The 21311-nt window shown below is 71.4% G+C and carries 18 protein-coding genes, 2 tRNA genes and 2 pseudogenes; 14 read left to right on the forward strand and 8 right to left on the reverse strand.

Going from position 1 to position 21311, the window contains the following annotated elements; all coding sequences use genetic code 11:
• Positions 1-150: 150 nt before the first annotated feature.
• The 3 genes from I2501_RS11375 to I2501_RS11385 all read left to right on the forward strand — a co-directional run bounded on the left by I2501_RS11375 (position 151) and on the right by I2501_RS11385 (position 2924).
• On the forward strand, positions 151-1182 hold the full coding sequence (locus I2501_RS11375) for a chorismate-binding protein (RefSeq protein ID WP_196194127.1): 1032 nt from the start codon (positions 151-153) through the stop codon (positions 1180-1182).
• Between the two features lie 84 nt (positions 1183-1266).
• A complete protein-coding gene (locus I2501_RS11380) occupies positions 1267-2088 on the forward strand; it encodes an aminotransferase class IV (RefSeq protein WP_196193795.1) in 822 nt (273 codons plus the stop codon).
• Positions 2088-2924, forward strand: coding sequence for a GNAT family N-acetyltransferase (locus I2501_RS11385; RefSeq protein WP_196193796.1), 837 nt, complete (start codon positions 2088-2090; stop codon positions 2922-2924). Before I2501_RS11380 ends, I2501_RS11385 begins: the two co-directional genes overlap by 1 nt.
• 101 nt (positions 2925-3025) lie before the next feature.
• On the opposite strand, the gene I2501_RS11390 is transcribed toward I2501_RS11385, so the two are convergent.
• A complete protein-coding gene (locus tag I2501_RS11390; RefSeq protein ID WP_196193797.1) occupies positions 3026-3544 on the reverse strand; it encodes a DsbA family protein in 519 nt (172 codons plus the stop codon).
• 96 nt (positions 3545-3640) lie between these two features.
• On the opposite strand from I2501_RS11390, the gene I2501_RS11395 reads away from it, so the two are divergent.
• Positions 3641-4114 carry a hypothetical protein gene (locus I2501_RS11395; RefSeq protein ID WP_196193798.1) on the forward strand — a complete coding sequence of 158 codons (474 nt, stop codon included), beginning with the start codon at positions 3641-3643 and terminating at the stop codon, positions 4112-4114.
• Positions 4115-4120: 6 nt separating this feature from the next.
• On the opposite strand, the gene I2501_RS11400 is transcribed toward I2501_RS11395, so the two are convergent.
• The 3 genes and pseudogenes from I2501_RS11400 to I2501_RS11410 form a co-directional block, all read right to left on the reverse strand.
• A complete protein-coding gene (locus tag I2501_RS11400) occupies positions 4121-5260 on the reverse strand; it encodes a low temperature requirement protein A (RefSeq protein WP_196193799.1) in 1140 nt (379 codons plus the stop codon).
• Positions 5261-5358: 98 nt separating this feature from the next.
• Positions 5359-5907 (reverse strand): annotated as a pseudogene (locus I2501_RS11405) (CGNR zinc finger domain-containing protein); the annotation flags it as partial.
• A 313-nt stretch (positions 5908-6220) separates the two neighbouring features.
• A pseudogene (locus tag I2501_RS11410) lies at positions 6221-6635 on the reverse strand (SsgA family sporulation/cell division regulator).
• Between the two features lie 309 nt (positions 6636-6944).
• Between I2501_RS11410 and I2501_RS11415 the strand changes: the two are divergent.
• Positions 6945-7016: transfer RNA gene (locus I2501_RS11415), tRNA-Val, on the forward strand.
• Between the two features lie 104 nt (positions 7017-7120).
• Here the strand turns inward: I2501_RS11415 and I2501_RS11420 are convergent.
• Positions 7121-7558: an isochorismatase family protein gene (locus I2501_RS11420; RefSeq protein WP_196193801.1), complete on the reverse strand. Its 438-nt coding sequence runs from the start codon at positions 7556-7558 to the stop codon at positions 7121-7123.
• A gap of 107 nt (positions 7559-7665) precedes the next feature.
• On the opposite strand from I2501_RS11420, the gene I2501_RS11425 reads away from it, so the two are divergent.
• Positions 7666-7737 (forward strand) — tRNA-Val (locus I2501_RS11425).
• A gap of 82 nt (positions 7738-7819) precedes the next feature.
• Here the strand turns inward: I2501_RS11425 and I2501_RS11430 are convergent.
• A complete protein-coding gene (locus tag I2501_RS11430) occupies positions 7820-8545 on the reverse strand; it encodes a 3'-5' exonuclease (protein ID WP_196193802.1) in 726 nt (241 codons plus the stop codon).
• 232 nt (positions 8546-8777) lie between these two features.
• Here I2501_RS11430 and I2501_RS11435 point away from each other — a divergent pair, with 232 nt between their 5' ends.
• The 4 genes from I2501_RS11435 to I2501_RS11450 all read left to right on the forward strand — a co-directional run bounded on the left by I2501_RS11435 (position 8778) and on the right by I2501_RS11450 (position 13392).
• On the forward strand, positions 8778-9335 hold the full coding sequence (locus tag I2501_RS11435; RefSeq protein WP_196193803.1) for a DUF4365 domain-containing protein: 558 nt from the start codon (positions 8778-8780) through the stop codon (positions 9333-9335).
• 79 nt (positions 9336-9414) lie between these two features.
• The gene (locus tag I2501_RS11440; RefSeq protein WP_196193804.1) at positions 9415-10683 is read left to right on the forward strand and encodes a hypothetical protein; all 1269 of its coding nucleotides are present in this window, start codon (positions 9415-9417) and stop codon (positions 10681-10683) included.
• Positions 10684-10787: 104 nt separating this feature from the next.
• The gene (gene thrS / locus I2501_RS11445; RefSeq protein WP_196193805.1) at positions 10788-12764 is read left to right on the forward strand and encodes a threonine--tRNA ligase; all 1977 of its coding nucleotides are present in this window, start codon (positions 10788-10790) and stop codon (positions 12762-12764) included.
• Positions 12765-12828: 64 nt separating this feature from the next.
• Positions 12829-13392, forward strand: a complete 564-nt coding sequence (locus I2501_RS11450; protein ID WP_196193806.1) for an HIT family protein — start codon at positions 12829-12831, stop codon at positions 13390-13392.
• A gap of 70 nt (positions 13393-13462) precedes the next feature.
• Here the strand turns inward: I2501_RS11450 and I2501_RS11455 are convergent, their stop codons facing one another.
• Positions 13463-15085, reverse strand: a complete 1623-nt coding sequence (locus I2501_RS11455) for a hypothetical protein (protein ID WP_196194128.1) — start codon at positions 15083-15085, stop codon at positions 13463-13465.
• 110 nt (positions 15086-15195) lie between these two features.
• Here I2501_RS11455 and I2501_RS11460 point away from each other — a divergent pair, with 110 nt between their 5' ends.
• The gene (locus I2501_RS11460; RefSeq protein WP_196193807.1) at positions 15196-15603 is read left to right on the forward strand and encodes a thiol-disulfide oxidoreductase DCC family protein; all 408 of its coding nucleotides are present in this window, start codon (positions 15196-15198) and stop codon (positions 15601-15603) included.
• A 235-nt stretch (positions 15604-15838) separates the two neighbouring features.
• Here the strand turns inward: I2501_RS11460 and I2501_RS11465 are convergent, their stop codons facing one another.
• The gene (locus tag I2501_RS11465) at positions 15839-17989 is read right to left on the reverse strand and encodes an elongation factor G-like protein EF-G2 (RefSeq protein WP_196193808.1); all 2151 of its coding nucleotides are present in this window, start codon (positions 17987-17989) and stop codon (positions 15839-15841) included.
• Between the two features lie 277 nt (positions 17990-18266).
• On the opposite strand from I2501_RS11465, the gene pgsA reads away from it, so the two are divergent.
• Genes pgsA through I2501_RS11480 form a run of 3 tightly spaced genes read left to right on the forward strand, consistent with a single transcriptional unit; the run spans position 18267 to position 21174 of the window.
• The gene (pgsA, locus tag I2501_RS11470; RefSeq protein ID WP_196193809.1) at positions 18267-18989 is read left to right on the forward strand and encodes a phosphatidylinositol phosphate synthase; all 723 of its coding nucleotides are present in this window, start codon (positions 18267-18269) and stop codon (positions 18987-18989) included.
• The gene (locus tag I2501_RS11475) at positions 18986-20014 is read left to right on the forward strand and encodes a phosphatidylinositol mannoside acyltransferase (protein WP_196193810.1); all 1029 of its coding nucleotides are present in this window, start codon (positions 18986-18988) and stop codon (positions 20012-20014) included. Before pgsA ends, I2501_RS11475 begins: the two co-directional genes overlap by 4 nt.
• The gene (locus I2501_RS11480) at positions 20011-21174 is read left to right on the forward strand and encodes a glycosyltransferase family 4 protein (RefSeq protein WP_196193811.1); all 1164 of its coding nucleotides are present in this window, start codon (positions 20011-20013) and stop codon (positions 21172-21174) included. The genes I2501_RS11475 and I2501_RS11480 overlap by 4 nt, the downstream gene beginning before the upstream one ends.
• The last annotated feature ends 137 nt before the right edge of the window (positions 21175-21311 follow it).

Raw genomic sequence — 21311 nt, forward strand, 5'->3', positions numbered from 1 at the left:
CCAGCTCAAATTCCGTATCCACCTGCGTGCCGTAGTCGGCGGTCCTCCCCACAGGCGCTCCAGCCTGCGGAGACCTAGACTTCCGCCTGCCGTACGTCCCGCAGAAGGCAGAGAGCGCCCGTGATCCACTCGCTTCCGTCGTCCGTTCCGATGGCCCGGTTCGCCGGCCGGGTCGCCACCGGATTGTGCGAGGTCAGCAATGATCCGGCGGTGCTGGACGGGTCCGGTTTCTGGGCCGTGGTCGCCGATTTCGAGGGGCGGATCACCTGCGCCCGTTTCGCGGACGTCCGCCCCGACATCCCGCCGTCGGAACCCGGCGGCTGGCTCGGCCCGGCTCCCCAGGACTGGCACAGTTCGCTCGACCGGGACGCCTACACCTCGGGCGTCCGCCGGATCCGTGAGTACATCGCCGCGGGCGAGGTCTACCAGGCCAACCTCTGCCGCGTGCTGACCGCGCCGCTGCCGGACCCGTCCCGCGCCGACGTGGACGCGTTGACCGCGCGCCTGGCCCACGGCAACCCCGCCCCCTACGCGGGCACCGTGCGGCTGCCCGACCACGGCGTCGAGGTGGCGACCGCCTCACCCGAGCTCTTCCTGCACCGGGAGGGCGACGTCGTCCGCTCCGGTCCGATCAAGGGCACCGGCCGCACCGAGGCCGATCTGCTGGAGAAGGACTTCGCCGAGAACGTGATGATCGTCGACCTGGTCCGCAACGACCTGGGCCGGGTCTGCGTCACCGGCAGCGTCACCGTGCCGGAGCTGTGCGTGGTGGAGAAGCACCCGGGCCTGGTGCATCTGGTGTCGCTGGTCGAGGGGCGGCTGCGTCCCGGTGCGGGCTGGCCGGAGCTGCTGGCGGCGACCTTCCCGCCCGGCTCGGTCACCGGAGCGCCCAAGAGCAGCGCGCTGCGCATCATCGACGCGCTGGAGACGGCGCCGCGCGGGCCCTACTGCGGCGCGGTCGGCTGGGTCGACGCGGACCGAGGCATCGGCGAACTCGCCGTCGGCATCCGTACGTTCTGGGTCGACCGGGCGGATCCGGACGGGCCCTGCGTGCGGTTCGGCACCGGAGCCGGGATCACCTGGGGCTCCGATCCGGACCGCGAGTGGGACGAGACGGAACTCAAGGCGTCCCGCCTGGTCGCGATAGCGTCGGAAACGGAGTCGGCGCAGGTGCCGAACTGAGAGCATGCAGGGACGGGTGCGCCCGGAGCGGTCGCAGTGCATGCGGCAGTGACGAGTTGAGCGTGAAGCGTGAGGAGTGCCACCGTGCAGATCTGGGTCAACGGCCGGCTCCAGGACGCCGAGGAGGCGACGGTCTCGGTCCTCGACCACGGCATGACCGTCGGCGACGGCGTCTTCGAGACGGTGAAGACGACCGACGGCCGCCCCTTCGCGCTGCGCCGCCACATCGACCGGCTTGAGCGCTCCGCACGCGGCCTCGGACTGCCCGCCCCCGACCGCGCCGAGGTCGAACGCGCCTGCGCGGCCGTGCTGGAGGCCAACCCGACGGAGCTCGGGCGGCTCCGGATCACCTACACCGGCGGCCTCGCGCCGCTCGGCTCGGAGCGCGGCGAGGCGGCGTCCACCCTCGTCGTCGCGCTCGGCCCGACCGTCCGGCGGACCGGCGCCACCGCCGTGGTCACCGTCCCGTGGCGGCGCAACGAACACGGTGCGACGGCCGGACTCAAGACGACCTCCTACGCCGAGAACGTCGTCGCCCTGGCCCGGGCCCACCAGCACGACGCCGGTGAGGCCCTGCTCGCCAACACGGCGGGCAGGCTCTGCGAGGGCACGGCCTCGAACGTCTTCGTGGTCGTCGGCGGTCGGCTGCTCACCCCGCCGCTCTCCTCCGGCTGCCTGGCCGGGATCACCCGCGCGCTGGTGCTGGAGTGGACCGACGCCGAGGAGGCCGACCTCCCGTACGAGGTGCTGCAGGAGGCGGAGGAGGTCTTCCTGACCGGAACGCTCCGCGACGTCCAGGGCGTCTCCCGGGTCGACGAGCGCGAACTGCCCGGCGCGCCGGGCCCGGTGACCGCCAAGGTGAGCGAGATCTTCGCCGCCCGCGCCGCCGCCGACCTGGAGCCGTGATGACGACGACGCTGCGCCCGACCGGCCCCGAGACGCGGTCGCCGCTCGGCGGGCGCGGGCGTGACTACGCGATCTGCGTCAACGGACGGTCGGTCGGCGGCGTCGGACTGCGCGTGGCGCCTGGTGACGTGGGCGTGCTGATCAACCTGGCGGTGGACGAGCCGGATCGCGGCCGGGGGCGAGGGACGATCGCCGTCCTGGCCGCCGAGGAGATCCTGCGCTCCTGGGGCTGCCGCCGCGCGGAGCTCTCGGTGCTGCCGGAGCGCTCGCCGCAGCCCGAGCGTGCCATCCGCTGGATCGCGGGCCTCGGCTACGTCCCGGCCGCCCGCAACATGGTCAAGCAACTCCCGGACACCGCACCGCAGTTGCCCGCCGGAACGGTGGGCAGGGCGATGACCGCGGAGGAGTACCCGGTCTGGCTGGCGGAGGAGTCGGCCGGGTACGTCGCCCTGCTGGTCGGCGCGGGGATGACGCCGGACGAGGCGCGGGCCAAGAGCGCGGCCGACCACGCGGCCATGCTCGGCCGGGGCCTCGACACCCCGGACACCGTGATCAGCCGCCTGACCGTCGACGGCGTCCCGGTCGGGGCGCTCTGGATCAACACCTCCGAGACGGACCGCCGACCGCCGTGGGTCTACGACGTGCTGGTGGACGAGGCGTACCGGGGTCGCGGCCACGGTCGGTCGCTGATGCTGCTCGCCGAGGGCCTCACCCTCGCTGCCGGCCAGCACCGCCTCGGCCTCAACGTCCATGCCGGGAACACCCCGGCCGAGCGGCTCTACGAGTCGCTGGGCTACCGCACCACCCGCTGGGTGCTGGGCAAGCCACTGCTCTGAAGCCGCTCAGTCTGTCGGCGTTCGGGCTTTCGGCCCGCAAGCTGGACCCGACCCGCAGGCTGACCGGACGCGTCCCGGTCCGGCCTGCGGGCCGAAGGCTGCTACTCGCCCAGCAGGGCGAGGAGCCGATCGCGCAGGCCGTCCTGGCTCTTGCTGCCGTCGAGGCGCTCGCGGCCGACGACCCAGTTCGGGGTGCCCTTGACGCCGATGGCCTTGCCCTCGGCGTGGTCCGCCTCGACGGTGAAGCTGTGGCGGCCGTCGATCAGCGCGGTGTCCATCTCCTCGGCGTCCAGGCCGAGCTCCGTCGCGACGGCGAGCAGCAGCTTGAGCCCGTTGCGGTCCAGCTCCTCGGTGCGGGCCAGCACCGCCTCCACGAACGGCCAGCCCTTGCCCTGCGCGAAGGCCTCCTCGGCGGCCTCGGCCGCCTGGAAGGAGAACTTGTGCTTCTCCAGCGGGAAGTGGCGCAGCACAATCTCCACGCGGTCGCCGTAGGCGGCGCGCAGCGCGCGGACGTCGTCGAGCGCGGTGGCGCAGTCCGGGCACTGGAGCTCGCACCAGAACTCGACGGTCTTGACGGGCTGGGCGGGGGACGCGGACGCGCCCGAGGAACTTTCGGTCATGCTCGCAAGTCTCCCATTTATGGGCACGATGGTTATGACGCCCGTAGCCCGGGGGCATCACCGACGGCATCCCGGCGGCAGAAGGAGAGCCCGATCATGACCGGCATCATCTGCATGGCACTCTCGGCCGTGGGCGTCGTGCTCGCGGTGCTCACCGCGACGCGCGGCCGGTTCCGGTCGGGGATCCGCTGGCTCGCCGTCGCCCTGATCCCGACCGGGCTCTGGCTGACCGGCCTGATCACGGTCTTCCGGCAGATCGGCCACTCGCTGGCGAGCTGGGCCACGCACCTGGTCTTCGACCCCCGGGTCTGGGTGGGCGTCGTGATGCTCGGCATGGCGGTCGTGCTGCTGTTCAGCACCGGCTGGCGGCTGCGGCGGGGCAAGGCGAAGGGCACGGGGGCGTCGTCGGTCGCCGCCAAGCAGTCCGCCCCGGCGGCCACCGCCGGACGCCCGGCGGGTGGCAACCAGGCGCTTCCGGCCAAGTCCTCCGGCAAGTCGGGCGCGTCCACCGGCACGGACCTGGGCGACTTCTCCGACATCGAGGAGATCCTCAAGCGCCGGGGCATCTGACCAGGCTCACGCCTGCTGGCTCTGGTGCGTCCGCTCCCACAGGATCAGGCCGACGAGCAGGGCGGCCGTCACCGCCAGGCCCGCGCAGCCCCCGGACCAGCGCAGCGCGGGCACGCCCGCCGCGAGCACCACGACCGCGGCCGCCAGGCGCGGCACCGGCCAGCGTCCGGCCAAGGTCCAGTGGAAGTAGGCCAGTCCACCGAGGTACAGGGCGGTCCCGAGCGGCAGCATCGCGGCGGGCAGGCCGTGCAGCGGCTCAGTGAACGCGTCGATCGCCTCCTGCATGCCGACCGCCGAGACGGCGATGCCGAAGACGACGAACAGGTACGCGTAACCGAAGGAGAGGACCGCCACCCGGGGGCGCCGCTGCGCCGGGACCCGTTCCAGCAGGGCCAGGCTGTCCTCCTCCTCGCGGTCGAAGTAGAGCCACCACATCGCCGCGCTGGCGGCCAGCGCCAGCAGCGCGCCCACCAGCACCGCCGTCAGCCGGTCCTCGTGCGTCGCCGCCGCGCCGACCTCGGCGACCGACTCGCCGAGCACGATGATCACGGCCAGCCCGTGCCGTTCCACGAAGTGCCCGACACCCACGCTGAACCCGCCGACGCCGCTGTGGAACGGGGTCATCCACTCGATCGCCACGGCGACCGCCCACACCCACGCGCGCTCGTGCGCGGGCACCGCTCCGGCGGCGAGCACCACCAGCGCGCTGACGACGTTGATCGGTCCGATCCTGGTGATTCCGACATGCCCGGAGGTGCCCAGGAAGCCGAAGGTGTGCACCAGCACCACGACGAGGTACGCCGCGCCGAAGACCAGCCCCCACGGGCCCGGTTCGGCCGCGCGCGGCACGGCCATGGACATCACGAAGAACCCGGCCGTGCCGAGCAGGAGCAGCAGGCGCGGGCCGGTCCGCTCCAGGTCGAGCGCGTTGGTCAGCCAGGCGTAGCCTCCGTACATCCACCAGATCAGCGCCAGCAGCAGCGCCGAGCGGGCCAGCCCGAGGAGGTCGGGGTGGGCGGCGAGCAGCCCGGCGATCTGGGTGATGGTGAAGACGAAGACCAGGTCGAAGAAGAGCTCCAGCGGACGCACCGACTCCGCCGGGGCCGCTGTTCCCTCGCGCGCCCTCCCGGTGGAGCCGTCGCTCACGTCCTGACGCCGACGCCGGGCGTCTCCTGCGTCGTCACGGCCGAGGCCGAGGCCGAAGCCGCGTCCCGTGCGGAGCCGAGTTCTGCCTCCGGCGGGGGAGCGACGCGCTGCCGTGCGCGGTAGGCGGCCACGTGCAGGCGGTTGCCGCAGGTGCGGCTGTCGCAGTAGCGGCGCGAGCGGTTGCGGGAGAGGTCGACGAAGACCCGGACGCAGTCGGGGGCCTCGCAGCGGCGCAGCCGCTCGCGTTCGCCCGCGACGAGGACCAGCGACAGCGCGATCCCGGACTCGGCGGCCACGCGGTCGGCCAGCGCCGCGCCGGGGGCGAAGTAGTGCATGTGCCAGTCGTGACCGTCGTGGTCGGTCAGTCGGGGGGTGGTGCCGGCCCGGGCGATCAGGCCGTTGAGCAGCTCGGCCGCCTCCTGGACGGTCGCGGCACCCAGCACCTCCCAGAAGCGTGCGCGCAGCAGGCGGATCGCGTCGAGGTCGGCGGCGGTCAGCCGTCCCACGTCGCTCAGTTCACGATTGGCCACGAAGCCGCGCAGGGCGGGGAGGTCCGGCAGTGCCTCCTGGCCGCAGGCCTCGGGGGAAGTGTTGAGCAGCTCGACCAGTGCGTCGAGCGCGCATTCGGTGTCGTGGGTGATCAGCACGGCGGGGCTCCTGGCTCTCCGTGGCCCGACGGTTCGGCCGCGTGGTTGGGGCCGACTGGTTGGCGAGGACTCTACCGTTCGTGACGCGTCAAGGTCATGACGACACCATTGCCGGTGCTGACATGCCCGGACGGGCTGGTGACGCGCGTCGACACAAGGGACGACCGGCGGGTACAGGACCTGGAAAAGCCGCAGCGGCCCGGCGATGGGGTCTCCATCACCGGGCCGCAGCGACGTGCCGTGCTGCGCCGCGTGCCCCCGAGTAGCACGCTTGCGCTTGTAGGTGCTGCGCTGTGCGAGGTCAGCGCATGGTCTAGCTCTCGGCCAGGATGTGGCTCAACTCCCTGTCGAGGTCGAAGTGCCGGTGCTCGGTCCCCGGGGGGGACCGCGGCGTCGGTTCGCTTGAGGAAGGACTCCAGCGCACGCGCCGGGGCTTCCAGCAGGGCTTCTCCCTCGGGAGAGCTCAACGCGATGCAGACGACTCCTTGTCCGTGGCTGCGTGAGGGCCAGACACGGACATCGCCGGTCCCGGTCGGCCGGTGCAGCCCCTCCGCGAGGAGGTCGCGGGCGAACACCCAGTCGACGGTCTCGTCGGCGCCCGTGTGGAAGGTGGCGTGCACGGCATAGGGGTCGGCCGTGTCGTAGCGAAGCCCCGCCGGAACGGGGAGAGAAGACTCGCTCGACACGATGAGGCGCAGGTGCAGCTCGCAGCTGACCGTGGTGTTCATAAGCGCCAAGGCCTTTCGCTCAGTGTGCGCTCGGGGATCGCACGTCGGCGAACGGACCATCCCACCGTTAGGCCCGGTGTAAACCCCTCTGTCCGGATTAGTGCGCTCCGGATACCCCATCTGGCGCAGTTGTCACAGGCGTCACAGGAGTCACACGAAGCGGCTGGTGGGAGCCGTTTCGCGGTTCGTCCAGGGACAGTTTTCGGCCAGCTTTCGGCCGACGGGCACAGCTGTGGCCGCGCCCCGGCGCAACGGGCCGGAGCGGTGCCGGAGCAGGGGTCGGCATGCGGTAGTGTTTTCCCTGCACCCGGGCGATTAGCTCAGTGGGAGAGCGCTTCGTTCACACCGAAGAGGCCACTGGTTCGAACCCAGTATCGCCCACCCCGGACCGAAGGCCCGCAGGTCGACGACCTGCGGGCCTTCGGCGTGTCCCGGTCAGAGCAGTGCTGTGTCGGGGAGCCCGATGTCAGGGAAGACGAGGGCCGTCAGCTGAACGGGACCGCGTCCGCGTCGGCGATCACCGCGCCGGCCGCCGCCAGCTCGTCCTCCGTCTGCCGCGCCGCCTCGGGCTTGAACCCCTCATGGGCGCCCGAGGCGAGCACCACGCGGTAGCCGCGTCCGAGCGCCGCCGTCACCGTGGCCGAGACGGCGTGCTCGCTCCAGACTCCGGCGACCACCAGCCGCGTGCCCGGAGGCAACGCCTCGGTGAGGGCGCTGCCGAGGAAGGCGTTCTCGTCGGTGCGGTCGACCACCGCCTCCCCGCGCCAGGAGCCGAACAGCAACTGCTGGTCGTCGCTGCGTACGTGGACGACGGGCGCGCCCGCGTTTCTGGCCCGACTGAGCAGTGCGCGCAGGGACGCGGCGACGGAGGGGGTGAGCAGCATGTCGCGTTGGACGTCGATGAGCAGCAGTGCGGTGGCCATACGACCAAGTTAGCACTGGTGTTCGAATCGTTCGAGTCGAACGGCGAGGGTACGGGGTATGCATTTCTGGCATCGGCCCAGGCAGTGCTAATGTTCTCTGCGTGCCCGGGCGATTAGCTCAGTGGGAGAGCGCTTCGTTCACACCGAAGAGGTCACTGGTTCGAACCCAGTATCGCCCACCCGTGCAGGACTTGAAGGCCCCTCAGTTGAGGGGCCTTCAGTCGTTTCCGCTCCTCTTCGTCAGGCTCACGTTCGTCAAGCTCACGCCGCCTGCTCCAGTGGGAGGCGCAGCGGCCAGGCCGGGTCCACCGAGGCGGGCGTGCCGCTGCGCGAGAACCACTGTTCGAGTCCGCGTGCCTGTGCCGCGTGCCAGACGGCCTGGCGCAGATGCAGCTCCGCCGTCGTCAGCCCCTCCAGGCGGCCGTGGTGGCGACGCGCTATGGCCCTGGTCAGCTCCATCGCCGCGGTGGCGTCGGCGCCGGCGTCGTGGGCGTCGGTCAGCGGGACGTCGTAGCTCGCGCACAGTGCGGTCAGCGTCCGGCGGCCCTTGCGGTAGCGGTCGAGATGCTTGTCCAGCACCCACGGGTCCAGCACCAACAGCGGTGTGCCGGAGAAGTAGTGACTGATCGTCAGACTGCGGTGGCGGCGCAGCTCGCGGTCGAGGAGGGTGAGGTCGTAGGGGGCGTTCATCACCACCAACGGCCGTGCGGCGCGCGTGCTTTCGGCCAGGGCGCGCGCGATCTCCTCCACCACGACTCCCGGCGCCCGGCCGTGCTCGCGCGCCCAGGAGTCGGTCAGTCCGTGCACCGCCGTGGCCTGCGCGGGAATCGGCAGACCCGGGTCGACGGCCCAGTCCAGCCGCCGTAGTTCGCCGCCCGGTGCGTCCTGCAGCACCAGGGAGGCTGTCACGATCCGGTCGCGTTCGACGTCGACGCCAGTGGTCTCGGTGTCGAAGGATGCGAGTGGGCCTTCGTGCCAGAGCGTCATCACCGTCCCCCTGTCTTCCCTCTCTCCGTCACCGCTCCGTCACTGTGATCTCGACGGATGGCAGAAACGGTTCACACCTGGGTGATACCCGGTCACTTTCCGCATTCAATCCTCTTGTCGCAGATGTTCAGCTACTCCCTTGTTTCGCGCCATCCGGTCCGGGAAAGACCGAAGTTGACGGGGTGTCCGAAACGGGGCGGATCCGCCCGTCGTCTGGACCGGAGCGGTACCGATGGCAACTACCTGGCCCGAACCGGCCGCGCCGGACGGGCGATCTCTTCGCGGCCAACTCGCCGTCACCTCCTGCATGGAGACGCTGCAGGTGGGGTATCTCCATGCCGTGGCCGCCGCTGCGGGCTGTGCCCTCGCCTCACCCTTCCCGGACAACGGGATCGACTGGCATCTCAGCCACGGCAGTTCCGCCCACCTGGTCGACGACGAGGTCACCATCAAGGTCCAGCTCAAATGCACCGCGCAGATCCCGCCGAACCCGGCCGGACCGCACTTCAGCTTCACCCTCGACAACGACCACCTGCGCAAACTCGCCCACCCCCGGGTCGCCGTGCACAAGATCCTGGTGGTGATGCTGGCGCCCCGTCAGGTCGACCAGTGGCTGCTCGCCCGCCCGGACCGGCTGGAGCTGCGGCACTGCTGCTACTGGGTCAACCTGGCGGGACATCCGATCACCGGCAGGCGGCGGACGAATGTCCGGATACCGACGGAGCAGGTCTTCGACGACCGCGCGCTGTGCGCCATCATGGCGCGTGTGGGGGCGGGCGACCGGCCGTGATCATCCCGATTCACGGGCACTCCACCGGCTCGGGAGGGCACGCGTGACAGCCAGGCGGCAGGACACCCAGGCAGATTCCGTGACTCCCGTGGCCCGCGCCGCCGTGCGAGCCCGGGGCGGACGCACCCTGCTGCCTCCTGCCGAACCCGATCTGCCCGACCCCGGACGGGTCGACCCCGCCGTGCTCACCACCCTGCTCGCCCGGCACGGTTGGATCCGCAAGGGCGGCGCGCAGGGCCGCTACAGCCGCTGGGCCGCGCCCGACGACCTGGAGCCGGACACCAGCCTGCTGGTCCCCGGCGACCGTCACTTCGACGACAGCCTCGACCTGATCGAGGAGGCCGTGCTCACCCTCGCCCGCTCCGGCGTCCCGTCGGCCCGCGCCATCCTGGCCGCGCTGCTGGTTCCCGGCGACGAGATCCACTGGCGACGCGAGGTCCCCGGCGTCGGCGGAGCGGTGGCCTGGGGCGCAGAGGCCGAACTGCGCTCGGCCGCCGCCGCCATGCTCGCGGCGGCGGCCAAGGCCGGGCAGGCGCGCGCGGCGTACTTCGGCGCGCGACTGGACGCCTACGCCGCCGAGTACGTCGACCGGGTCCTGGTCGTCGCGCCCGGCACCGGCGCCGGGCTGCTCACCGCCTACAGCCCCGCGCCCGCCGACCGGCTCACCACGACCACCCTGGTCCGCGCGCTGGAGACGCTGCGGGACGCGATCGACCTGCAGCGGGCCACCGGCCAGACCGACGCGTTCGACAACGGCGTCCGGCTCGGGCTCAGCCGGGAGTTGGTCGGCTCGGTCGCCCACCTGGTGCGCGGCAGCGAGGGCGCGCAGGTCGGCCTGCACTGGTCGGCGCAGGTCGGCGTGCCGCACGGATTCGGCAACCGGCGTCTCGTCGTCGACTTCTCGCCGGGCGACCTGCCGGCCCTGGAGGCGGCGGCGGCCCGGCTCGAACGCAGCGAGCCGGCCGTCGACGTCGCCCTGACCGGCGCCGTGGTCCGGCTCAAGCGGGCGGTGCCGGGAGCGGAGGGCGTGGTCCGGCTGCGGGTGCTGAGCGGCGCGGACGTCGAGGAGGTCCGGGTCCGCCTCGGCGACCGCGACTACCGCACCGCCGTGACCGCCCATCTGGAGGGCGCTCCCGTCCGGTTGCGCGGCCTGTTGGAGCGCAAGGGCGGCTTCCGCAAGATCACGGGCGCCCGTGACGTCGCCATCGTCGAACTCGACGAGGCCGAACGTGACCGCCTGGCGAAGACGCTGCGCCTGGGCGGCGCGGCCGAGGACGGCTCGGACGACGGAGCCGACGACAGCTCGGACGAGGGCACGGACGACAGCTCGGACGGCGACGCGGGATGAGCCGGGGCTGATCCCTGCACGAGGGCGTCCACCGGGTCGGTACCATCGTGATCGCAGCGCACACCGCTGCCCTTCCACGAGGAACCGAGAGTCAGGAGAGTCCGGTGTCGGACGTCCGTGTGATCATCAATCGCGAACCCGACCGGGAAGACCGCGTGGTGACGACGGGCACGACGGCCGCCGAGCTCTTCCCGGGGGAGCGCGCCGTCATCGCCGCCAAGGTCGGCGGGGAGCTCAAGGACCTCACCTACGTGCTGGTCGACGGCGACGAGGTCGAGCCGGTGGAGATCACCAGCGAGGACGGCCTCAACATCCTGCGCCACTCCACCGCGCACGTCATGGCCCAGGCCGTCCAGGAGGTCTTCCCGGACGCCAAGCTCGGCATCGGCCCGCCCATCAAGGACGGCTTCTACTACGACTTCGACGTCGAGAAGCCGTTCACTCCCGAGGACCTCAAGGTCATCGAGAAGAAGATGCAGGAGATCCAGAAGCGCGGCCAGCGCTTCCAGCGCCGCGTGGTGACCGAGGACGCCGCCCGCGAGGAGCTCGCGAGCGAGCCGTACAAGCTGGAGCTGATCGGCCTCAAGGGCTCCGCCTCCTCCGAGGACGGCGCGGACGTCGAGGTGGGCGGCGGCGAGCTGACCATCTACGACAACCTGGACGCCAAGACCGGCGACCTGTGCTGGAAGGACCTCTGCCGCGGTCCGCACCTGCCCAGCACCCGGCTGATCCCGGCCTTCAAGCTGATGCGCAACGCCGCGGCGTACTGGCGCGGCAGCGAGAAGAACCCGATGCTGCAGCGCATCTACGGCACCGCCTGGCCGTCCAAGGACGAGCTGAAGGCGTACCTCGACTTCCTGGAGGAGGCCGAGAAGCGCGACCACCGCAAGCTCGGCTCCGAGCTGGACCTCTTCTCCATCCCGGAGCAGATCGGCTCCGGCCTCGCGGTCTTCCACCCCAAGGGCGGCATCATCCGCCGCGCCATGGAGGACTACTCGCGCAAGCGGCACGAGCAGGCGGGCTACGAGTTCGTCTACACGCCGCACGCCACCAAGGGCACCCTGTTCGAGCAGTCGGGCCACCTGGACTGGTACGCCGACGGCATGTACCCGCCCATGCAGCTCGACGAGGGCGTGGACTACTACCTCAAGCCCATGAACTGCCCGATGCACAACCTGATCTTCGACGCCCGCGGGCGCTCCTACCGGGAGCTGCCGCTGCGCCTGTTCGAGTTCGGCACGGTGTACCGGTACGAGAAGTCCGGCGTGGTCCACGGCCTGACCCGCGCCCGCGGTTTCACGCAGGACGACGCGCACATCTACTGCACCAAGGAGCAGATGGCGGACGAGCTCGACTCGCTGCTGACCTTCGTGCTGGACCTGCTGCGCGACTACGGCCTGAACGACTTCTACCTGGAGCTCTCCACCAAGGACCCGGAGAAGTACATCGGGTCGGACGAGGTCTGGGAGGAGGCGACCGAGACGCTGCGCAAGGCCGCTGAGAAGCAGGGTCTCCCGCTGGTCCCGGACCCGGGCGGCGCGGCCTTCTACGGCCCGAAGATCTCCGTCCAGGCCAAGGACGCCATCGGCCGCACCTGGCAGATGTCGACCATCCAGGTCGACTTCAACCTGCCCGAGCGGTTCGACCTGGAGTACACCTCGGCCGACGGCACGCGTCAGCGCCCGGTCATGATCCACCGCGCGCTCTTCGGCTCGATCGAGCGTTTCTTCGCGGTCCTGCTGGAGCACTACGCGGGCGCCATGCCGCCGTGGCTGGCCCCGGTCCAGGCGGTCGGCATCCCGATCGGCGACGGCCACGTCGAGTACCTGCAGGAGTTCGCCAAGGAGGCCAAGGCCAAGGGCCTGCGCTTCGAGGTGGACGCCTCCGGCGACCGGATGCAGAAGAAGATCCGCAACCACCAGAAGCAGAAGGTCCCGTTCATGGTCATCGTCGGCGACGAGGACATGGCCGCCGGCACCGTCTCCTTCCGGTACCGCGACGGCTCGCAGAAGAACGGCATCTCCCGCGAGGAGGCGCTGGCCGAACTGCTCGACGTCGTCGAGCGCCGCGTCCAGGTCTGAGGACCGCTGGAGCAGCGGGTATGGGTGTGGTGAGGGCGGTCCCGGCCGGGGCCGCCCTCCGCCTATGCTGATCAGCATGACGACGGAGCCGTACGAGCAGTACGAGGAGCAGAGCATCCCTGACGGGTTCGGCCGCCTCTGGACCCCGCATCGGATGGCCTACATCCAGGGCGAGGACAAGCCGACCGGCCCCGAGCCGGACGACGGCTGCCCGTTCTGCGCCATCCCGTCGATGAGCGACGAGGACGGTCTGATCGTCCGGCGTGGCGTGCACGCCTACGCCGTCCTCAACAAGTACCCCTACAACGGTGGCCACTTGATGGCCGTGCCGTACCGCCACGTCGCCGACTACACGGATCTGACGGCGGAGGAGACGGTCGAGATCGCCGAGCTGACCAAGCAGGCGATGACCGCGCTGCGCACGGCGTCCGGCGCGCACGGCTTCAACATCGGTATCAACCAGGGCTCGGCGGGCGGCGCCGGTATCGCGGCCCACCTGCACCAGCACATCGTGCCGCGCTGGGGCGGGGACACGAACTTCATGCCGGTCGTCGGCCGGGTCAAGGTGCTGCCGCAGATGCTGAGCGAGACCCGCAAGCTGGTCGCCGAGGCCTGGCCGGAGGGCTGACGCGTTTGCCGTACGGCGAAGGGCCCGGACGGAAAGTCCGGGCCCTTCGCCATGAGTCCGTCCGGAGCGCTTACGCGTCGTAGACGTCGGCCTTGAACGGCCGGATGCCCTGGGCCTCCGAGCCCAGCAGCTGCGAGCGGTTCTGGAAGCGCTCGACGTCGATGTCGTGGTCCCGCAGCACGTCCAGCGTCGCGTCGTGGACCGCGCGCAGCACCGGGACGGCGATGTTTATCGCGTCGTCCGCCATGAAGCGGTTGCTCCACGGACGCGCCGCCCAGGCCGAGCGGATGCCGAACGGCTCCGGGAGCTTGACCGAGCCGCCCAGCCAGTTCAACAGCCCCTGGTTCCAGGTGAACGGCGCCCGGGTGGCCAGCCGGACCACCTCGGCGTTGGTGACGACGGGCAGCGTGACCGTCCGCTCCTCCCAGAACTTGCCGGTCTTCTGCACCTGCTTCTCGGGCGCCTTCGGCTTGTCGCCGAACCAGCCCGGCAGCGGGCCGAGCGCGTGACCGGAGACCTCGATCCGCAGCGTCTCCGAGAGCACGCTCACCCTGGTCATCATCGTGATGACCAACTGGCCGTTCCAGAGTACGAACTGGGTGCCCAGGTAGTGCCGGGGGCTGCTGCCGAAGGACTGCTTGTTGGCGACGTCGGCCACGGCGGACGCCCGCATCAGGAAGCCGTCCATCTCCGGCCCCGACGGACGGCTGAACTCGTCCGCGCCCTCGCCCAGCGGCAGCACCACCCAGTGCCGCACGTCGACGCCGGGGACGCCGCCGTCCGCCAGCGGCGAGCGCTTGAGGCGACCGAGGCGCTCGTCCATCTTCCGCACCAGGTCGAAGGCGTGGAACGGGCGGATCTCCTCGAACCCGGGCGCGGGCTTGAGCTGTTCGGCGAGCTGCCAGGACGCCCAGCGGGGACCCAGGCCGAGTATCCCCTTGGCCCCGGCGTAGTGGACGACGTTGGTGTCCTGCTCGGCGGAGAGCTTGGCCAGCTGCTTGCGCTGGTTCTCGGCCTTGTGGTCGTCCGGCCCCTTGGGCACCGCGCCCGGCACGGTCGGCCCGACCGCACCGCCCTCCAGCAGCGAGCGCCAGCGCGACCGCAGTTGCTCGGAGGTCCGCACGCAGATCTGCCGCGCCACGAACCAGCCGGCCACCGGCACGATGCACATGATGCGCAGGTAGTCGCCCCAGAACCCGGTGACGGTGCCCGGCCGCCACGCCAGCACGCCCGCGATCACCACGGCCACCAGCACGCCGAAGTTCTGCACCACATCGCGCCGCTTCTCGCCTGACCGGCGGGCGATCTCGAAGACCAGCAGCCAGAGCAACGCCCCGGGCAGGAACAGCAGGCCGAAGACCACGGCCACCAACGTCAGCCGCTTGTCCCGCTGGTGGCGGACGTCCTCCGCCTCCAGGCAGTGCTCCACGACGATGCGCGGCGCCGCGCCGTACGACGGCACCATCGGCTTGCGCGTCGCGCCCAGCGTGCGGGCGAGCACGGCCTCGCAGAAGGCCTCGCCGAGGTTGGGGGAGAGCAGCTTGATCCGGCCGGTCTTGTGCTTGGCGCCCTCGGAGAGGTCGAGCAGCTTCGTGAAGTCGCCGTCGCGGTAGGCAAGGGAGGAGAGGGAGGTGGTGGCCCCCGAGCTCGGTGACGGATCGGTCCGCAGAACCTGCGGCCCGATGTCGCTCATCGTCACGGCGAATCCTCTCTGAGCGTGTGTCAACGGGCCTGCGTGGTCAGGGTATCGCTGCCGATCACCCGGTGTCAGGGGTTCCTCCCGCACCTGCGAGAATGGCCATTATGGAGCTCACTGCGGGCACGCCGGTCCTGCTCTACGACGGCGACTGCGCCTTCTGCACGACGTCCGTGCGGACGGCGGAACGGGTCCTCGGCCGGACCGGCTGGACGGCGGTGCCCTTCCAACGCGCGGACCTCGCGGCGCTTGCCGCGTTCACCGACGGCGGGGTCTCCGAGGCCCGCGCCGAGCGGGAGGTCCTCTGGATCACGCCGACGGGCGCGGTCTACGGCGGGTCGGACGCGGCGGGAAAGCTGCTGCTGCGCACCAGGCGGTTCCCGTGGACGGTGCTCGGCGCTCTGGCGTTCCTGCCGGGCACCCGGTTCCTCCTCTCGGAGCTGTACGTCTGGATCGCCGCCAACCGCCACCGCCTCCCCGGCGGCACGCCGGCTTGCTCAATCTCGGATCGGTAGTTGCACTCTCCCCAGGGGCGCGGGGCTCTGCTGATGTGCGGCTCCGCCGCGGGGGCGCGACCAGCAGTTGCTTCGCTCCCGCGCGCGGTTGCACTACTTGGGGGCGCGGGGAACTGCGCGACAAGCCACCCACGCAGGTGGCACGCCGAACGAACAGGGCCATCCACACCGGGTGGTTGCTCGCGCAGTTCCCCGCGCCCCTGGGGTAGTGCAGCGCGCCCCTGTGTAACTAGATCTACCTCGCAGCCTCCGCTGTCTTGAGCACCCGCGACGCCATCGCCTCCGGCAACGCCTCGTGCCGCGCGTACGCACGCGTAAAGCTGCCGGAGCCGTGGCTCAGCGAGCGGAGGTCGACCGCGTAGCGGATGATCTCCAGCTCCGGGACGTCCGCGTGGATCGCGGTCCTACCGCCCGAGCCGACAGGCTCCGTGCCGAGGACCCGTCCGCGCCTGCTGGACAGATCGCTCAGCACCGCGCCCACGAACTCGTCCGGGACGAGCACATGGACCTCCGCCACCGGCTCCAGCAGCCGGACGTTGTCCGCTGCCGCCTCGCGCAGCGCCAGCGCGCCCGCCGTCTGGAACGCGGCGTCCGAGGAGTCCACGGAGTGGGCCTTGCCGTCGATGAGCGTGACCCGGACGTCGACCAGCGGAAAGCCCGCCGCCACGCCGCGTGCCAGCTGCGCGCGGACGCCCTTCTCGACCGAGGTGATGAACTGGCGCGGGACCGAGCCGCCCACCACCTTGTCGACGAACTCGAACCCGCTGCCGGTCGGCAGCGGCTCGGCCTCGATCTCGCAGATGGCGTACTGCCCGTGCCCGCCGGACTGCTTGACGTGCCGGCCACGGCCCGTCGCCGGGCCCGCAAGGGTCTCGCGGAACGGCACCACGTAGTCCTCGGTGTCGATCTGCACGCCGAACCGGCCGCGCAGCCGCTCCAGCATCACGTCCGCGTGGGCCTCGCCGAGGCACCACAGGACCAGTTGCCGGGTCTCCGGATTCTGCTCCAGCCGCAGCGTCGGGTCCTCGCCGCCGAGGCGGGCCAGCGCCTGGGAGAGCTTGTCCTCGTCCGCCTTGCTGTGGGCGTGGATGGCGATCGGCAGCAGCGGCTCGGGCAGCGCCCAGTGGTCGAGGTCGACCAGGTGGCCGGGCTGGCTCAGGGTCTCCTCGGTCGCGCCATGGCCGAGCTTGGCGACGCAGACGATGTCGCCCGCCACCGCCTGCGGGACCGGGCGCTGCGTCCTGCCGAACGGCGACGTCAGTGCGCCGACGCGCTCGTCGCTCTCGCCGACGTGGACCTGGACGTCGGGCCGCAGCGTGCCGGAGAAGACGCGGCAGAGGGTGAGCCGTCCGACGTAGGGGTCGCTGGTGACCTTCAGCACCTGCGCGGCCAGCGGGCCGTCGGGGTCGCAGGCGACGGCCTCATCGCCGGGGTGCACCGGGCAGACGTGCTCGACGGGGGAGGGGAACGCCGCGGTGACCAGTTCCAGCAGCTCCGTCGTGCCGACGCCCTCGCGGGAGCCGTCGGGGGCCGGGAGCGCGGCCAGCACGGGGTGGAAGTGGCCGCGGGCCACCGCGCGTTCGAGGTCGTCGATGACGGTCTTCGTGTCGATGGTCTCGCCGCCGAGGTAGCGGTCCATCAACGTCTCGTCCTCGCTCTCGGTGATGACCGCCTCGATCAGCCGCTCCCTGGGCGCGTCGATCTCCGCCGCGAGCGCGTCGTCGACCTCGCTCTCGACGCGCTTGCCGTCGGCGTAGTCGTAGCGGTGCCGGCTGAGCAGCCCGAGCAGGCCGGAGACGTGCGGGACGCCGTCCGAGCCGGGTTCGCCCTCGCGCAGCGGCAGGTAGATCGGCAGCACGGACTCGGGGGAGTCCGGCGCGAACGCCTCGCGGCAGCGCTCGATGGTCGCGTCGAAGTCGGCCTGGGGCGCGTCGAGCTTGGTGACGAGCAGGGCGCGCGGCATGTCGACCGCGGCGCACTCGTCCCAGAGCGAGCGGGTCGCGCCGTCGATGTCCTCGTTTGCCGGGACCACGAAGAGGGCCGCGTCGGCGGCCCGCAGTCCGGCCCGCAGTTCGCCGGTGAAGTCGGCGTAGCCGGGCGTGTCCAGCAGGTTGATCTTGTACCCGTCGAACTCGATCGGGACGAGGGAGAGCTGGACCGAGCGCTGCTGGCGGTGCTCGATCTCGTCGTAGTCGGAGACGGTCGTGCCGTCCTGGACACGTCCGGCCCGGTTGATCGCCCCCGTGGCCAGGGCGAGGGTCTCGGCGATGGTGGTCTTTCCTGCTCCGCTGTGGCCGACCAGCACCACGTTCCTGATCTGCTCGGGCCGGTCGGCCGACGGTGCCCTGCCGGCGGCTCCCGCTGGTGCATTGTGCTTGTCACCCATGATCGGTGTCTCCTCCCGCTCGCGCGCCAGAGAAACGCCACGGGGACCGCGCCGGGTGAATCGCTCCGTGAGGGAACGGGTGGGGATTGTGACGACGGTCACCCGCGGTACTTTGGAGCCTCTCACCGAGTTCGCCGCAGGTCCATACGCGGGCCATGCGCAGGCCCCCGATAGCATGGCGCACGCCCAGACAATCCGGTCCCAGGAGCCGGAGGATCTGGTTCCCAGAGTCAGTGCGCACTCTTCTCCAGCCTGGAACGGAGCGGTCGGCAGACCCATGCTCAACAAATACGCCCGAGCCTTCTTCACCCGCGTCTTCACGCCTCTCGCGGCCTTCCTGCTGCGCAAGGGGGTCAGCCCGGACGCGGTGACCCTGGTCGGCACCGCCGGGGTGGTGGCGGGTGCGCTGGTCTTCTACCCGCGCGGCAGCTTCTTCTGGGGCACGGTCGTCATCACCCTGTTCGTCTTCTCCGACCTGGTCGACGGCAACATGGCCCGCCAGGCGGGCCGCTCGGGTCCCTGGGGCGCCTTCCTCGACTCGACGCTGGACCGGGTGGCCGACGGCGCGATCTTCGGCGGCATCGCCATGTGGTACGCGGGCAAGGGCGACAACCTGCTGCTCTGCGCGGTGACGCTGTTCTGCCTGGCCAGCGGCCAGGTCGTCTCGTACACCAAGGCGCGCGCGGAGAGCCTGGGGCTCCCGTGCAACGTCAACGGCGTGGTCGAGCGCGCCGAGCGGCTGGTCGGCACCCTGGTCGCGGCCGGATTCTCCGGCCTGCACGAGTTCGGCGTGCCGGGGATCCAGTGGCTGCTGCCGATCGCGCTGTGGGCGGTGGCGGCGGGAAGCCTGGTCACCGTCTTCCAGCGGGTGCTGACCGTGCGCCGCGAGGCCATGGAGTTCGCCGCGCTGGCGGCGGCGCAGCCCGCCGAGCCCACTACGCTGACGGAGCCCACCACGCCCACGGAGCCCACGGAGTCCACCGAGGGGGAGGCCCGATGACGGACCTGAACCGCGTCAAGGACCAGCTGACCTACACCGCGTACGCGTCCGGCTGGGCCCTGGTCAAGCGCCTTCCCGAGCCCTGGGCCGACGCGCTGTTCCGGCGGATCGCCGACCGCACCTGGAAGGGCCGCGGCAAGAGCGTGCTCCGGCTGGAGACGAACCTGCGCCGGGTCCACCCCGAGCTGGACGACGCGGGGATCCGCGCGCTCAGCCGCGAGGGCATGCGGTCCTACCTGCGCTACTGGTGCGAGTCGTTCCGGATGCCGGTCTGGAGCCGGGAGCGGATCACCGCCTCCTTCGAGCCCGAGCACATCGAGCGGCTGGACGACACGCTCGCCGCCGGTCGCGGCGTCATCCTCGCCCTGCCGCACATGGGCAACTGGGACCTGGCCGGAGCCTGGGTCGTCGTCCGCGGCTACCCGTTCAGCACCGTCGCCGAGCGGCTCAAGCCGGAGAAGCTCTTCGACGCCTTCGTCGCCTACCGCGAGGGTCTCGGCATGGAGGTGCTGCCGCTGACCGGCGGTGCGCACACCATGGCCACGCTGGCCAAGCGCCTGCGCGCGGGCAACCTGGTCTGCCTGGTCGGCGACCGCGACCTCTCCGCGTCCGGCGTCGAGGTCGACTTCATGGGCGAGAAGACCCGGATGCCCGCCGGTCCGGCGGCCCTGGCCCAGCAGACGGGCGCGGCGCTGCTCCCGGTCACCCTCTGGTACGACGGCACCAAGGTAATGAAGGGCTGCGTGCACGAGGAGGTCCAGGTCCCCGAGACGGGCACCCGACGTGAGAAGACGGCGGCGATGACGCAGGCCATGGCCGACGTCTGGGCGGAGGGCGTCCGCGCCCACGCCAAGGACTGGCACATGTTGCAGCGCTTCTGGCTCGCCGACCTGGATCCGGACAAGGCGCCTCCTGCGGCAACTGACGCACCGTCAACTGACACACAGTCGACGCCGTCAACGCCGTCAGCGCCGACAACACCGTCGACCGACGGCGACACGGACCCGGTGGAGGCCCAGGCATGAGGATCGGCGTCGTCTGCCCCTACGCCTGGGACGTCCCCGGGGGCGTCCAGTTCCACGTCCGCGACCTTGCCGAGCACCTGATCGGCCTCGGCCACGAGGTCTCGGTGCTCGCCCCGGCCGACGACGACACGCCGCTCCCGCCCTACGTCACCTCCGCGGGCCGCGCCGTCCCGGTGCCGTACAACGGCTCGGTGGCGCGGCTCAACTTCGGCTTCCTCTCGGCCGCGCGGGTGCGCCGGTGGCTGCACGAGGGCCGGTTCGAGGTGCTGCACATCCACGAGCCCGCGACGCCGAGCCTCTCGCTGCTCGCCTGTTGGGCCGCGAGCGGCCCGATCGTGGCCACCTTCCACACCTCGAACCCGCGTTCCCGCGCGATGATCGCGGCCGAGCCGATCCTCCAGCCCGCGCTGGAGAAGATCTCCGCGCGGATCGCCGTCAGCGAGTACGCCCGCACGACGCTGGTCGAGCACCTCGGCGGCGACGCGGTGGTCATCCCCAACGGCGTCGACGTCGACTTCTTCGCGAGCGCGGAGCCCAAGCCCGAGTGGCAGGGCGAGACGATCGGCTTCGTCGGCCGCATCAACGAGCCCCGCAAGGGCCTGCCGACGCTGCTGGAGGCTCTCCCGAAGATCCTCGCGGAGCGGCCCGCGGTCCGGCTCATCGTCGCCGGCAAGGGCGACGAGGAGGAGGCGGTCAAGGACCTCCCCCGCGAGATCCGGGACCGGATCACCTTCCTCGGCATGGTCTCCGACCAGGACAAGGCGCGGCTGCTGCGCAGCGTCGACCTGTACATCGCGCCGAACACGGGCGGCGAGAGCTTCGGCATCATCCTGGTCGAGGCGCTGAGCGCGGGCGCGCCGGTCGTCGCCAGCGATCTGGACGCCTTCCGGCAGGTCCTGGACGGCGGCTCCAGCGGCGAGCTCTTCCCCGTCGAGGACGGGGAGGCCCTGGCCCAGGCCGTCATCCGCCTCCTCGGCGACCCCGAGCGCCGCGAGGCGCTGAGCGACACGGGGTCGCGCCATGTCCGCCGTTTCGACTGGTCCACGGTGGGCGCGGACATCCTCGCCGTCTACGAGACAGTCACGACGGGCGCGGCAGCGGTCACCGACGGCGAACCCGCCACGACCTGGCGCTCGCGCCTGCGCCTGGCCCGCGACTGAGCCTCTTTGCAGACGGGTGCGTTGCAACTCCCTCAGGGGCGCGGGGAACTGCGCGAGAAGCCACCCCGTGCGGATGGCCCTGCTCGTTCGGGGACTCACCACCTCGGGTGGCTTGTCGCGCAGTTCCCCGCGCCCCT

This window comes from Streptacidiphilus fuscans, from assembly GCF_015690355.1.
GTDB lineage: Bacteria > Actinomycetota > Actinomycetes > Streptomycetales > Streptomycetaceae > Streptacidiphilus > Streptacidiphilus fuscans.